Consider the following 14,997-nt stretch of genomic DNA (forward strand, 5'->3'; position numbering starts at 1 on the left):
GTACCATAGGTTTGTCCTCCTTTTGCTTTTGGGAATTCGTTTTGTCTGGTAACTTAACGATCTCCCATAAGGAGGACTTTTTCAATATCAAAATTCATTAACTAAAAACCGTTTTTGGACAAGAGTGGGGATGGACATAAAAAACTAAGAAACTCTGATAGATGTTGCTTTACAGAAAGGCTAGGCTTGTCCTTGACCTTATAGGAGAGACAAAGGTTCTTAGATTTATAAAAATGAAAATCTGTATCTCTAAAAATCCGATATTGACAGTGTATCAAATCGTGTTACAATGCTGCTATGATAATAAGTTTTAAGCATAAAGGGCTTAGTGAGTTATTTATTAAAGGCGCTTCTCGCAAGGTGCATCAGGATTTACAGTCACGCTGCTTACGACGTTTGGATGCTTTGGAACAGGCAGAAAACCTGACCGATTTGAATCTTCAAGGATTCAATTTTCATGGGCTTCAGGGGGTTCCAAAACGATACAGCATACATGTAAATGGGCCCTGGAGTATAACATTTGAATGGCAAGATGGTAATGCGCTTAAAGTCGATCTTGAACAATATCATTGAGGATTAAAAAATGAGAGAATATTTTGTTAAACGCCCCTTGAAACGGCCACCCACTCACCCTGGCGAGATATTACGAGAAGAGGTTCTAAATCATCTCGGTTTATCAGTCAGTGAGGCTGCCAAGCGTCTTAATGTATCGCGTCAGCAGTTACATCGCGTCTTAGCTTGTACTCATCCAATTACAACAGACATGGCGTTAAGAATTGGCAAGTTCGCTGGCAATGGACCCGGTCTATGGTTGAGAATGCAACAGGCCTATGATTTGTGGTATGCGGAAAATCGTTTGGCTGATGAACTGTCCAAAATCAAATCAATTACTCAAAAATGCACCAATGAATTAAGAAACGCCTGAAACAAATCAGATGAAGACTTCAGGACTATGCAGGATCAAAGTTTAAACATATTCCCATTTCTGTGATGAAATAGGGGTCAGGTCTGCCAATGACTCTTGCCAATTATGAAATAGGGGAGGATAATCCATAAAAAAGTAAATAACTATTGAAAGGCAGTAATATCGAGGCGGTTAAAGGTTGTTATCTTTAGCCGCCTTTGCTTATTTTAAACCGGCTCAAGCTTACACTTGTTTGATGAGGGCATGGTTGCAAGCCATTTACCTGTTTGCTTTGCGATAACAAGTTTATTATCCAGGTTTTCACGCCTTGCAGGCAGCATATCCACCACATCAAAGCCGCAGAACATGAGTGTGCGTTCAAGATTAAAGCAGCATGATGTTGTGCCGTTTCCGCTTCCTCCTGCATAGCATATCCCCATTGCTATTGGCCCCATATCATTATTAAAGGGGCCGGGCATGGGCGCATTCGGGTTAACAGGCCTTCTGGGTATCCTTGATTTTATCCTGCGTAACCTGTCCAGGAATGCCTTCATGCTCTCGCTCAGGTCAGCGAAATATACCGGGTTGGCAAAGACTGTTACATCGGCATTATCTATCTTTTCCACAATGGATGAAAAGTCATCCTGAATAACGCATTTGTCTTCATCCCTGCATATGCCCCAGCCATCCTTGTTGCACTGCCTGCAATGGCTGATATCCATTTTGGGAAGATATATGACCTCTGTTTTGCCACCTGCCTCTTTCACACCCTCACAAAGGGCGTTAATGAGCATAGCGGTTCTTCCTTCAGGGTTACGGCTTCCAGAGATGACGATTGTTTTCATTTGAGTGCCTCCATGGTTGTAATGGTAAAATATTCATTTACCTTGCGCCTTGAGCCCTGCGCCTTGAGCCAGTTATTTAAACCTTTTTTTCATAATGTCTCTAACAATTTTCGGATTCGCCTTCCCCTTTGTTTTTTTCATCACCTGCCCCAATAGAAAATCAACTGGTTTCGTATCACCCGCTTTTATCTGTGTAATGGCATCAGGGTTTTCCCTTTCCACCTCATCCAGTATTGCTTTAATAAGCGAGTCATCTGCAACAGGTTTAAGATCCTTTTCTTTAATTATTTCATCAGGACCTTTGCAGGTGCTGAACATCTCGGCAAGTACCTTTTTAGCTATGGCCTCTGTCAGTTCCCCCTTTGCTATAAGGTTTATAAGCCTTGCCATGTCCTCAGGTTTAACAGGACACTCGGCAATTGAAACAGATGCATCATTGAGATATCTGAAAAGATCATTGATTATCCAGTTACTGAGTCTTCGGTTGTCTTCACAGGTTTCAATTGCCGCGATAAAATATTCCGAAACAGCCCTGTCTCTTGTAAGGGTTATTGCATCGTTTTTCGGTATGTTATATTTCTCGATGATCATGGCCAGCTTCTGATCAGGCAGCTCTGGCATTGTGCCTGTTACTCTTTCTATAAATTCCTCATCAAGCTCTATCTCAAGTAGGTCAGGGTCAGGAAAATACCTGTAGTCAGGCGCATCCTCTTTGCTTCTCATGGGTAGCGTTATCTTTTTTACCTCGTCAAAGAGCATTGTTTCCTGCTTAACCTCTTTTCCTGATTCTATGATCTCCTTCTGACGTTTTACCTCGTACTCAAGGGCATCCATGATGAACCTGAAGGATGACATGTTTTTTACCTCTGCCCTGTTACCAAACTTCTTTTTACCCTTTTCTCTGATGGAGATATTTACATCGCACCTTAGCTGCCCCTTTTCCATGGCGCACTCGCTTATGCCGATGTACTGGATAGTCTGTTTCAGTTTCTCAAGATATGCCTTTGCCTCGGTAAGGGATCGCATGGGGTTATTTTCATGGTCTGTAACAATCTCAAGCAGGGGCACGCTTGAGCGGTTGTAATCCACAAGGCTGTAATCGGCCTCATCAAAGGAATCTGACGAGTGGACAAGCTTACCTGCATCCTCCTCCAGATGAATACGTTTTATGCCGACCCTGTAGGGCTCTCCATCATCTCCATCTATCTCAAGATAACCGTTTTCGCAGAAGGGTCTTTCATACTGTGATATCTGGTATCCCTTTGGAAGGTCAGGATAGAAATAATTTTTACGCGCAAATCTTGACAGCCTGTTTATACCGCAGTTCAATGCAAGCCCTGCCTTTACAGCATATTCAACAGCCTTTTTGTTAAGTACAGGTAAGGCGCCGGGTTGACCAGTGCAGACCGGGCATATGGCGCTGTTTGGCGATGCATTATATTTAACCGGACATTCACAGAAAAGTTTTGTCTTTGTATCCAGCTCAACATGTGTTTCAAAACATATGATCAGTTCATATTCCATTTTATTATCCTGATTGAATCCTTCCTCTTTTAACTTCTATCTTTGAGCTTTCAGCCTTCAGCTTATTTTCTCATACCCGCTCGCCACCCTTAAGATCATCTCCTCGTCAAATGGCCTACCTATTATCTGCATGCCAACCGGGAAACCATTGATGTCGCCGCATTTGACACTTACCCCCGGCAGTCCTGAAAGATTTAGTGATACAGTATAAATATCCACAAGGTACATCTGAAGTGGGTCAGCCATCTTTTCACCGATTTTAAATGGCAGGCACGGGGTGGTAGGTGTGATGATACAGTCTACCCTGTCAAACGCATGGTCAAAGTCTTTCTTAATAAGGTTCCTTACCTTTTGGGCCTTGAGGTAATAGGCATCATAGTACCCTGCTGAGAGCACATATGTGCCAAGCATGATCCTTCTTTTTACCTCGCTCCCAAATCCCCTGCTTCGGGTCTTTTCATACATCATTACAGAATCATCTGTGTCTGTATCGGCCCTGTATCCGTATTTCACGCCGTCATATCTGGCAAGGTTGCTGCTCGCCTCAGCGGTTGCAATAAGATAGTAGCTGCTTATTGAAGAGGAGGCATGGGGCAGCGATATCTCTTCAATCTCCATGCCGTTCTTCTCAAGAAGCCTTACTGCATTTATTACAGAATCCCTGATCCCCTTATCAAGCCCCTCTACAAAATACTCCTTTGGAAGACCAACCCTTAGACCCTTTACTCCCTTTTCAAGGGATGATGTGAAGTCAGGTGTCGCTACATTCGCTGAGGTGGTATCCTTCGGGTCATGACCGCATATGGAGTTCAGCATCATGGCGCAGGCATCTGCGCTTTTGCCCAGCACCCCTATCTGATCAAGGGATGATGCATATGAGATGAGCCCATACCTTGATACCCTGCCATATGTGGGCTTTATGCCGGTGATACCGCAAAATGCGGACGGCTGCCTTATGGAACCACCCGTGTCTGTGCCAAGGGCGATAATGGCCTCGCCTGATGCCACTGCTGCGGCTGAACCCCCGCTTGATCCCCCGCATACATAGTCAGTGTTTAAAGGGTTGCGGGTCGGGCCTATTATACTGTTTTCAGTTGATGAACCCATACCAAACTCATCAAGGTTGGTCTTTCCGATAATAACCGCACCATCCTTTATGGCCTTCTGAACGGCAGTTGCATTATATGTGGGGGTATAATTTTCAAGTATCCTTGAGGCGCATGTTGTTTTAATCCCCTTGGTACAGAGGTTATCCTTTATTGCAATGGGGATACCATTAATGGGTGATACTGCCTCTTTGGCCCTGATACGCCTGTCTGCCTCATCTGCCTGCCTAAGGGCAATCTCCCTTGTCCTTGATATATAGGCGTTAATAGACGGCTCTTTTTCATCCATCCTTTTAAATACAGATTCTGTAAGCTCCCTTGAACTTATTTCCTTTTTCTTAAGAAGCCCGGTTAGTTCAATTGCCTTTTTGTCACATAGTTCCATGATCAGTTCCCCTCTATTATTTTTGGCACCCTGTAATAACCATCTTCACGGTCAGGGGCATTATTAAGGAGTTCAAGGGGATTCTCTCTTTCAGCAGGTATATCATCCCTCCACACATTCTTCATATCAAGCACATGGCTTATCGGCGTTACATTTGTTGTATCGATCTCTTCCAGCTCTGCCACATAATCCAGTATTGAATTGAGGTCATTCCTGTACTTTAAGCTCTCCTCTTCGGTCATGCTCAGCCTTGCGAGCCTGGCTATGTGCCTTACCTCATCTGTACTGATCTTTTCCCTTTTAACATGAGCCTTTTTTGATGTCTTGATCCTGTCAGGATCTTTTTCATTACTGATTGCCTGTATGCCCTTGATGCCCCCTGTAAGACCAAGCTCATCAAGCTGTGACCTGTCCGCAAAGTTGGGCGCCTTGCTTAAGGGACAAAATGCCTTTCTGTTTTTGGGGAAGGCGATGACATCCCTGATGGATTGGGTATTAAGTATCATTGAGACAACCCTGTCCATTCCAAGGGCAAGCCCTGCATGCGGCGGTGCACCGTATTCAAGTGCCCTTAAGAAAAAGCCGAATTTTGCCTCTGCCTCTTCCTGGCTCAAGCCAAGGGCGGTAAATATCTTTTTCTGTATGTTCATGTCATGTATACGGATGCTTCCCCCTCCAAGCTCCTCACCGTTCATGACAATATCATATGCCCTTGAATTAAGGGAGATGAGCTCATCCAGATTATGGGGATCAAAATCTGTCCTCTCAGGCATGGTAAAGGGATGATGCTGTGAGCCGATTTTACCATCCTTGTATTCAAAGAGCGGGAAGTCTGTTACCCACACAGGGCAGAATTTATCCTTTGGTATCAGGTTATAGCGGTTTGCAACATGGAGCCTGAGATCGTTTAAGACCCTGTTTACAGGCTCCGGCGATGTATCGGCTATCATCATGAGCACATCACCATCCTCTGCACCAAACCTTTTGATGAGACCCTCCAGCTCTTTTTTGCTGAAGAACTGTACAATATTTGACTGGAGTTCACCATCAATAACCTTCATCCATGACATGCCTTTAGCGCCGAATGACTGGACTATCTTCATGGAATACTCATTCTGGAGCACATTCTTGCTTAATGCCTCAGACATCCCCTTTACACAAAAACCCTTAATTAACCCCTTCTTTTTTATAATCTGTTTGAAGATGGAATATTCTGTATCTTTGAGCAGATCTGTAACATCCTCAAAGGCCATGCCGAACCTCAGGTCAGGCCGGTCAACCCCGTATTTGTCCATTGCGGTTTTATAGGTCATACGCGGGAAGGGTCGTGGAAGCGTAATACCGCCGATGGCGAATATCCTTACAATAAGCTCTTCAATAAGCTCATATATAAACTCCTCATCAATAAATGATGCCTCCAGGTCAAGCTGAGTGAACTCGGGCTGGCGATTGGGTCTCAGGTCTTCATCCCTGAAGCAGCGCGCCACCTGAAAATACCTGTCCATGCCGCTCATCATGAGGAGCTGCTTGAAGAGCTGGGGAGACTGGGGAAGTGCATAGAATTTGCCCTGGTGGACACGGCTCGGCACAAGATAGTCCCTTGCACCCTCTGGCGTGCTGCGTGTAAGGAATGGTGTCTCTATCTCGTAAAAATGTCTTTCATCAAGATAGCTCCTTATGCATTTTAATATCTCATACCTCTTTATAAAGAGGTGCTGCATGGATGGGCGTCTCAGGTCAAGATACCTGTACTGCAGGCGGAGGTCTTCATCAACATTTTCAGGCCCGGCTGAGATATCCTCGTTAAGCACCATTGCCTTTTCTGAAATACGAAAGGGAAGGGGATTGGCGCTTGATAAAATTTTAATCTCGGATGCCTCCACTTCTATAGTGCCGGTTTTAAGGTTGGAGTTTTCTGTGCCCTTTTCTCTTAAGGCAGCCCTGCCTGTTATCTCTACGACATACTCTTCCTTTAAGGATGCAGCAATATCATAACAGTTTTTATTTTTTTCAGATGAAAATACCACCTGAACGATTCCTCTGATATCCCTTAAGTGAATAAAAAGTACATTACCATGGTCGCGGATGGCATCCACCCAACCCAGCAGGAGTATCTCTTTTCCTGTGTGGTGCGGGGTCACATCTCCGCAGTATATTCTATCTTTCCAGTTCATTTTATTTTATACCCTGTTGTTGTCTGATCTTTTATCATTTAAAAAAAAGAAAAGGTGTATAACATAATTTTTTAAAAAAAACATAGCTTATAGTTGCTTTATTATCAAGGTTACTTTATGGCTTAAGTTTTTTTAACCTTTACCCCTGTTTACTTACAGGTAAGTTTTTAACATATGATCATAAATAATTTTAGAAAAAAATTGACAAATATGTAAACCTTTGTTATTTTTTTGATCGTACAAAGAAGTACGTTTTATATAATTAAAGATGACAAAGACGTCGTATTTACCTTAAAGGTGCGGCGTCTTTTTTTTTACCTGAAAAGGTAATGGTTTAAAAAGAGATTTTAAAACCGGTAAGAAAGGATTAAGATATGGAAAAGCATAATAACTGTAATATCGCCATTTTTTACTGCCGGAATGTGCCTCAAAGTGATGAGAACACAAGGATAAATCTGGAAAAGAGGTACGGCAGTTCAATTAAATTTTTTCCGGTGGTGTGCAGCGGGAGGATGGATATCCTGCACCTTATGAAGGCGCTTGAAACCTTTGCAGATGCGGCATTTATAATCACCTGTCCTGAAGGCTCATGCCGCTATTTTGAAGGGAATATAAGGGCAATAAAAAGGGTGGAAATGGCAAGAAAGATTTTAGAAAACATAGGTCTTGAGAAAGAGCGCATAGGCATAATGATCGGGAACAGAAATGAGCCAAAAACCCTTGAAGAGCAGGTAAAGGCCATAATCGACCAGGTAAAAGGGCTTACCCCCTCACCGGTTCATATGCCTGTCAAGGCAGTCGTAAATGGTTGAAAAGGGTTTTGGGATAAATAATGTCCCAGGTTTTTAATGACCTGATTGAAAAATTGTTGCTTATTAAAAAAAATTATCTGGAGAAGAAAATGATAACGGCTGAACAGAAACCTGTTGATGAGATAAGGCGAATGATAGCCCCCTATAAGCGTATCCTGGTTGTCGGATGCGGATCATGTGTTGCGGAGTGCGCTGCAGGCGGGGAAAAAGAGACAGCCCTGCTGACCTCTGCTCTAAGGATGGCAGCGAAAATGAACAGGGAAGAAAAGATAATTGATGAGGTTACACTGGAGAGGCAGTGCGTCAAAGAGTTTGTGCTGAAACTTGATGATTATACAGCAAAATATGATGTTTTCCTTTCACTGGGCTGCGGTGCTGGTGTACAGGCAGTTGCCAATATATATCCTGAGGTTCCAATAGCCCCTGCCCTTAATACAGAATTTCTCGGCGAGACAAGGGATCAGGGGCTATGGGTGGAAAACTGCCAGGGGTGCGGTGACTGTATGCTTTTTGATTTCGGGGGGATATGCCCTATTGCAAGGTGCGCGAAGCAGCTCTTTAACGGGCCGTGCGGCGGATCAAAAAACGGGGTCTGTGAAGTAAACCATGAAATTCCATGTGCGTGGCAGGAGATAATAGAGAGGCTTTCAGCATTTAATGCCCTTGAAAAACTTGAGGCGATTTATCCCCCAAAGGACTGGTCAAAAAAACATGGAAACGGGCCCAGAAAGATAGTGAGGGAGGATCAGCAAAAGTGACAGTGAAAAGCAATCTGAAAAGGGTTCTTGAAGAGGGTAAATTTGCAGTGACCGCTGAATGCGGCCCGCCAAAGGGGGCTGACCCTGATGTGATAATGGAAAAGGCCGCCCTGTTAAAGGGTATAGTTGATGCGGTAAATGTAACTGATAACCAGACCGCTATTGTCAGGATGTCAAGCCTTGCTGCATGCAGCCTGTTGATAAAGGCCGGTATTGAGCCTGTTTTCCAGGTTACGGTAAGAGACAGAAACAGGATAGCCCTTCAGTCTGATATCCTTGGGGCCGCGGCCATTGGTATTAATAATGTATTATGCCTGTCAGGCGACCATCAGATATTTGGTAATGAGCCACAGTCAATGGGGGTTTTTGATATTGATTCAATACAGTTATTGAATGTTGTCAGGAATATGCGTGACAGGGGCAAGCTTTCAGGAGGGGACGAGTTAACAAAATCCCCTGACCTGTTTATAGGCGCTGCTGCCAACCCCTTTGCTGACCCCCTTGATTTCAGGGTGATAAGGCTGGCAAAAAAGATCGCTGCTGGAGCTGACTTTATCCAGACACAGTGTATCTTCAATATGGACAGGTTTGAAAAATGGCTTCAAATGGCCATTGACAGAGGGTTTACTGAAAAGACATTTATCCTGGGCGGGGTCTCACCCCTTAAATCAGCCGGAATGGCTAAGTATATGAACAATAATGTGGCCGGAATGGATGTCCCTGAATCTGTAATCAAAAGGATGGAGGGTGTGCCTAAGGATAAACAGAAGGAAGAGGGCATAAAGATATGTGTTGAAACGATTCAGCGGCTTAAGGGGCTTAAGGGTATAAAAGGTGTTCATATTATGGCCATTGAGTGGGAAGAGGCAGTTAACGAAATTGTCAAGAGGGCAGGGCTTTTGCCAAGACCTTAAAAAAATCAGGAGAATAAAAGATTGCCTTCAAAATATGTTATCCATACTAAACAGACCGATCACCGGTTTGAACCTTTGACAAAATCAGGTGTTATCGCCTGGGAAGAGGGGTGCCTGAAGTGCCCTGTCTGTGTGAAAAAGGAGTGTGTCTACGGTGTCTATGAAAAGAGGCAGCTTAGTCCCGGGCAGATGATCGACTCTATAGACAATAAATGCCAGAACTGCCTCAGGTGCGTTCAGAACTGCCCCGCGCAGCTTATCCAAAAGTCCATAAATCCTGAGTTCATGGAGATGGGTGATACCCACTGGACACCCGATATAATCGCCCGCTTATGGTACCAGGGTGAGACAGGCAAGATACCTGTCTCAGGCGCAGGTTATCCCGGCCCATTTTCAGGCCCCGGGTTTGACTCCATGTGGACAGATATGTCCGAGATTGTGCGTCCCACAAGGGATGGCATACATGGGCGGGAATATATAAGCACAGGGGTAGATATAGGCAGTACACCCAGGAACCTTCTCTTTGATAAAGAGGGCAGGATGGTGAAAAATGGTTCTGCCATATTGGATATCCCTTTGCCGGTCATAATGAGGGTGCCTGATTTTGGCGCTATCAGCGATAACACCATTAAAGGCTGGATATCCGCTGCAAAAAGACTGGAGACACTCCTGGCCATCCCTGTAAAAAGGATTATGCCCGATTTTCTAAAGCTGAGCGGACATATTATCCCTGTTATCTCTTCAACGGATATTGATGGGCTTAATGGGGATGAGCATACAAGGATGGTGGAGTATATTTGGGACGAAAACGGCCTGCGAAATATGGCAAAACTAAAGGAGCTCTTCCCATCGGCCCTTGTCTCTGTAAGGCTTAATCTTAAGGGGGAATATCAAAAAGAGGCATTAAAAATTATTGAAGCAGGCTGCTCCATCATAAATCTTGAAGGCAGTTACAATGGAAGGGCAGGGGACGATGCATCAAGATATATGAAGGATACAATAAGGGAGATACATCTTTTGCTGGTGAATGAGGGGCTGCGTGATGAGTTGACACTACTTGCATCAGGCGGTTTTTCAATGGCAGAGCATGTTGCAAAATCGATTCTTTGCGGTGCGGATGCAGTATATGTGGATTTTCCCATTCTTATAGCCCTTGAATGCAGGATGTGCCGGAGATGCGAAAAGAGACTGCCATGCCCTGTTGAAATAGAAAAGGCATCCATTAACTGGGTGGCCGCAAGAACGATCAACATCATGGGCGCATGGCATAACCAGCTTCTTGAGGTTATGGGCGCTATGGGCATCAGGGATGTGAGGCGTCTTCGTGGTGAGGTCGGGAGGGCAATGTTTTTTGAAGAGCTTGATGAAAACATATTCGGCTCCTTAAACAGGATTGAGGAGGGGTTTGAACTTGACTGAAAATAAAAAATTTATCTTCCCTGAAATAGTGAGAACCCCTTCACGGTTCAGGAATGCCATTGGCAAATATCGTATGAACCGCACCAATGCATGCATCTCCTGCGGTAAATGTGTAGATGTATGCCCATATGGGGTGCATGTTGTAAAAAGGGGAAAGGTTTATGTGGAAAACCATTATCTTTGCATCGGGAAAGAGTGCCCCAGCCCATGCACTTCAGTATGTCCTGTAAATGCGCTTTCATACAGAAGAAACCCTACATTTGATACAATGGGTGATTACAGGTGGACACCTGATCTCCTTGCCAGCACATGGTATATGTCAGAATTTGGCACTGTCCCAAAGGTTGGTCTCAATTACCGCACAGGGGATAGCGGAGGCGGGTTTGATAAACTCAGAATCAAGCTCAGGAAGCAAGAGAAAACAGGTGATATTCCGGATGATGATATTGACCTCTCTGTTGAACTGAACCGGAGAGAGGATAATGCCCACAGGGTAAAGATAGAGGTGCCTTTTTACGGTGGCGGTATGTCATACGGCTCTGTCAGTGTAACCACAATATTGAGCAGGATGAAGGCCGCAAAGCTGCTTGGCACACTCTGCTGCACAGGTGAGGGAGGTTACCCTGATGAGCTTAAACCCTATGATGACAATGTTATAACACAGGTGGCAACAGGGCTTTTTGGTGTAAGAGAGGAGACCATCCAGCGCGTCAGGGTTGTGGAATTCAAATATGCACAGGGGGCCAAACCTGGTCTGGGAGGTCACCTGCTGGGCGATAAGGTGACCCCGGGTGTTGCAAGGATGCGTGAGGCTGTTGTGGGTCATCCACTCTTTTCACCCTTTCCATTTCACAGTGTTTACTCGGTTGAAGACCATAAGAAACATGTGGACTGGATAAAGGCCATAAATCCAAAGGCCATTGTCTCTGTAAAGGTATCCACCCCTACTGATGTGGATATGGTTGCAGTGGGAAGCTACTATGCCGGCGCACATATTATTCATCTTGACGGCAGTTATGGCGGGACAGGGGCTGCACCGGAGATAGCAAAAAAGAATATTGCCATGCCAATTGAATATGCCCTTCCAAAGGTTCATCAGTTTTTGACCGATGAAGGGGTGAGGGATAAGGTTACAGTAATTGCGGGCGGTGGTGTACGAACACCCCATGATGTGGCCAAGATAATAGCCCTTGGCGCAGACGGCGTATGTACAGGCACAGCCGATATGGTTGCCCTTGAATGTATCCGCTGCCATAAGTGTGAAAGCGGCAGGGGATGCGCAAGGGGCATTGCAACAACCGATGCTGAACTGGTACAGCTTATGAATAATGATTATGGCACACAGCGGCTGGTTAATATGTTCCTTGCCTGGAGGAGGGAGCTGATCAGGATACTCAAGAGGCTGGGGATGAGGAGTATAAAGGAACTTGTGGGAAGGAAGGATGTGCTGGCGCATTTGGATTATATTAATAATGGAAAAAATCATGTCTGAAATAATGATAAATAATATTATAAAATCGCGAAGAGAACTTGCGGGTGAGCTTCCGGTTAATAATATATTTGAAACAGAAGAAGAGGGGGGCTGCGGGGTTACTGGCTTTGCATGCAGCATCCCTGTGCGCGGAAAACATATCTTTGAGCCCTCAAAACAGATGCATAACAGGGGCAATGGCCGTGGCGGCGGGATCGCAGCAATGGGCTTTGACCACAGGATGCTTGGCGTTTCATCTAAGATATTAAAGGAGAGCTATATACTTCAGATCGCGGTTCTTGAGGATGATGTTATCAGGGAGCTGGAAAACAGGTTTATAAAACCCTTTTTCAATGTGGATTTTTCAGAAAAGATTCCAAGGCTTGATGATTACAGGGATGTACCGGGTCTTCTTGCAAAACCGCCCGATGTGTGGAGATTTTTTATCAGGGTAAAGCCTGCTGTCCTTAAGGAGTTCATAGAAAAAAACAATCTTGGCGACATGACAGAGAGGCAGGCAGAGGATGAATTTGTTTATCAGAACAGCACCAGGATCAATTCCAGGTATTATGATGCTACCGGCAGGCAGAGGGCATTTGTGCTCTCTCATGGGCGCAACTTCTTTATACTAAAGGTGGTAGGTTTTGCAGAAGAGGTGGTAAGGTATTACAAGCTTGATGATTTCAAGGCCAACATCTGGATTGCTCATCAGAGATATCCCACCAGGGGAAAGGTATGGCATCCGGCCGGGGCTCACCCCTTTATAGGCATGAATGAGGCCCTTGTGCATAATGGCGACTTTGCCAATTATCACTCTGTAAGTGAGTATCTTAAACAGAGAAATATTTATCCCAGGTTTCTTACTGATACCGAGGTCTCTGCACAGTTGTTTGACCTGTACAGCAGGACATATGGCTACCCACTCGAATATCTTATTGAGGCCCTTGCCCCGACAATGGAAAGGGATTTTGACAAACTGCCAGTTGAGAAACAGCAGATATACAGGGCAATCCAGGCAGCCCACATACACGGTTCGCCTGATGGGCCATGGTTTTTTATTATTGCCAGGAATGATACTGAAAATAACAGGCTGCAACTCATAGGTATTACAGACACAGCCATGCTCAGGCCCCAGGTCTTTGCCCTGCATGAGGGCCAGGTTCAGGTAGGGCTTATCTGTTCTGAGCAGCAGGCGATTGATGCAACCCTTAAGAGTCTTTCAGATGAAGACCCCAGAATCGGTACAGTAGCAGACATGTACTGGAACGCAAGGGGAGGGAGCCATACAGATGGCGGCTCCTTTATATTTAACCTTGATGAGATAAAACCCGGTTCAACCGAACGTAAGCTTACATGTGCTGATAAATTCGGTCATGAGATCAGGGCTGAGCAGGAAAAGACGCCCTATCTGCCGGGTCGAGTCTATTACTCAATGGAGGAGGATAACAGGGAAAAGTTCAATGTCTCTAGTTTCTTTGAGCTGCAGCAGCCGGACCTCCTGTTTGAGTATATCAGGGAGGGTATACTGAAATGGGATTATGCTGATCTTATGGATTGCTTTAAAGAGCTGAAAAAATGGTCACGGAAAAATGATGCGCACCTTGGCGTGGCAATAAGCGCGATCACTCAACTGATAGATATGCGTTATCCGACCGGTGACAAAAAACGCAGGTCAATACTCCAGATGCTCAATCATACACTTGAGAACATCTTCAGGTCTCTGCCAAACCTTGAAAACAGGGCCAGGAAAAGCTCCTACAGGCTTATTGACTGGGAAAGCAGGCAATTTTTCAGGGGGCCTGATTATGATGAAAAGGTGCTTGTTATTGATGCAGCCCTTTTCCCGCCGGAAGGGGATGAACGTGACAGCAGGCTTTTAACCGAGGCATATTTCAGGGGGTGGAGAAGGTTTATAGTCTTTGGACTTAAAGGACAGCGGTTTCACGGGTGCGGTCTTGGCCCTGATTCAGGCGGTGTTAAAATAGATATATACGGGAATTCCGGTGACTACCTTGCCTCAGGTATTGACGGGCTCACAATCTGTGTGCATGGAAACGCCCAGGATCAGTTAGGCCAGATAATGAAGTCAGGCAAACTGGTTGTATACGGCCACACAGGTCAGACATTCATGTATGGGGCAAAGGGGGGAGAGGTCTATATTATGGGTAATGCTGCGGGGCGGCCTCTTATAAATGCTGTTGGAAAACCAAGGGTGGTTATAAACGGCACATGCCTCGATTATCTCGCAGAATCATTCATGGCCGGAGATCCCCATTCAGGCGGAGGTTTTGTAATCTTAAACGGGGTGGATTTTGATATGGATGGGAGGGTTGTTCCACTTGAATATCCGTATCCCGGTGCAAACCTCTTTTCTCTGGCATCGGGCGGGGCCATATATATGCGTGACCCTCACCGGACAATAGACGATGAGCAGCTTAATGGAGGCCAGGTCTATGATATCGATGAAAAAGACTGGGAGCTGATCCTTCCCTACCTTGAGGAAAACGAGAGGCTTTTTGGGATATCAGTGGAAGATGATCTTTTGATGGTGGATGGCAGAAAAGTGACTCCGTTTGAGGCATATTGTAAGGTTGCCCCCATGAAACAGTGCCTTATCGAAGAGGATGGCCTTGAGGAGTGGGGAGTTTAATAACAGGGGATTATCTGATAATAATCTGCCCATTA

The 14,997-nt window shown here is 45.1% G+C and carries 12 protein-coding genes; 8 read left to right on the plus strand and 4 right to left on the minus strand.

Translation table 11 applies throughout. The annotated features are described in order from the left end of the window. Positions 1–297: 297 nt before the first annotated feature. Entirely contained in the window at positions 298–573 is a 276-nt protein-coding gene (locus GX654_09820; protein ID NLD37153.1) for a plasmid maintenance system killer, read from the plus strand. Between the two features lie 10 nt (positions 574–583). After that, the gene (locus tag GX654_09825; protein NLD37154.1) at positions 584–925 is read left to right on the plus strand and encodes a HigA family addiction module antidote protein; all 342 of its coding nucleotides are present in this window, start codon (positions 584–586) and stop codon (positions 923–925) included. A gap of 206 nt (positions 926–1,131) precedes the next feature. Here GX654_09825 and GX654_09830 read toward each other — a convergent pair whose 3' ends face one another. The 4 genes from GX654_09830 to aspS all read right to left on the minus strand — a co-directional run bounded on the left by GX654_09830 (position 1,132) and on the right by aspS (position 6,938). Next, complete coding sequence (locus GX654_09830; GenBank protein ID NLD37155.1) at positions 1,132–1,749, minus strand: flavodoxin family protein; 618 nt, start codon at positions 1,747–1,749, stop codon at positions 1,132–1,134. A 72-nt stretch (positions 1,750–1,821) separates the two neighbouring features. Beyond that, a complete protein-coding gene (gatB, locus tag GX654_09835; GenBank protein ID NLD37156.1) occupies positions 1,822–3,273 on the minus strand; it encodes an Asp-tRNA(Asn)/Glu-tRNA(Gln) amidotransferase subunit GatB in 1,452 nt (483 codons plus the stop codon). A 57-nt stretch (positions 3,274–3,330) separates the two neighbouring features. Then, complete coding sequence (gatA, locus tag GX654_09840) at positions 3,331–4,764, minus strand: Asp-tRNA(Asn)/Glu-tRNA(Gln) amidotransferase subunit GatA (GenBank protein NLD37157.1); 1,434 nt, start codon at positions 4,762–4,764, stop codon at positions 3,331–3,333. Between the two features lie 2 nt (positions 4,765–4,766). Next, entirely contained in the window at positions 4,767–6,938 is a 2,172-nt protein-coding gene (gene aspS / locus GX654_09845; GenBank protein NLD37158.1) for an aspartate--tRNA ligase, read from the minus strand. Between the two features lie 374 nt (positions 6,939–7,312). Here aspS and GX654_09850 point away from each other — a divergent pair, with 374 nt between their 5' ends. The 6 genes from GX654_09850 to GX654_09875 all read left to right on the plus strand — a co-directional run bounded on the left by GX654_09850 (position 7,313) and on the right by GX654_09875 (position 14,962). Continuing rightward, positions 7,313–7,750 (plus strand): hydrogenase iron-sulfur subunit, encoded by a 438-nt coding sequence (locus GX654_09850; GenBank protein ID NLD37159.1) that lies wholly within the window; start codon positions 7,313–7,315, stop codon positions 7,748–7,750. 89 nt (positions 7,751–7,839) lie between these two features. Then, positions 7,840–8,508 (plus strand): hypothetical protein, encoded by a 669-nt coding sequence (locus GX654_09855; protein NLD37160.1) that lies wholly within the window; start codon positions 7,840–7,842, stop codon positions 8,506–8,508. Continuing rightward, on the plus strand, positions 8,505–9,422 hold the full coding sequence (locus tag GX654_09860) for a methylenetetrahydrofolate reductase (protein NLD37161.1): 918 nt from the start codon (positions 8,505–8,507) through the stop codon (positions 9,420–9,422). The genes GX654_09855 and GX654_09860 overlap by 4 nt, the downstream gene beginning before the upstream one ends. 21 nt (positions 9,423–9,443) lie before the next feature. Then, complete coding sequence (locus GX654_09865) at positions 9,444–10,841, plus strand: hypothetical protein (GenBank protein NLD37162.1); 1,398 nt, start codon at positions 9,444–9,446, stop codon at positions 10,839–10,841. A gap of 73 nt (positions 10,842–10,914) precedes the next feature. Next, entirely contained in the window at positions 10,915–12,333 is a 1,419-nt protein-coding gene (locus tag GX654_09870) for a 4Fe-4S binding protein (protein NLD37163.1), read from the plus strand. After that, a complete protein-coding gene (locus GX654_09875; GenBank protein ID NLD37164.1) occupies positions 12,314–14,962 on the plus strand; it encodes a glutamate synthase in 2,649 nt (882 codons plus the stop codon). Before GX654_09870 ends, GX654_09875 begins: the two co-directional genes overlap by 20 nt. Positions 14,963–14,997 lie beyond the last annotated feature (35 nt).

Source organism: Desulfatiglans sp., assembly GCA_012513605.1.
Taxonomy (GTDB): domain Bacteria; phylum Desulfobacterota; class DSM-4660; order Desulfatiglandales; family HGW-15; genus JAAZBV01.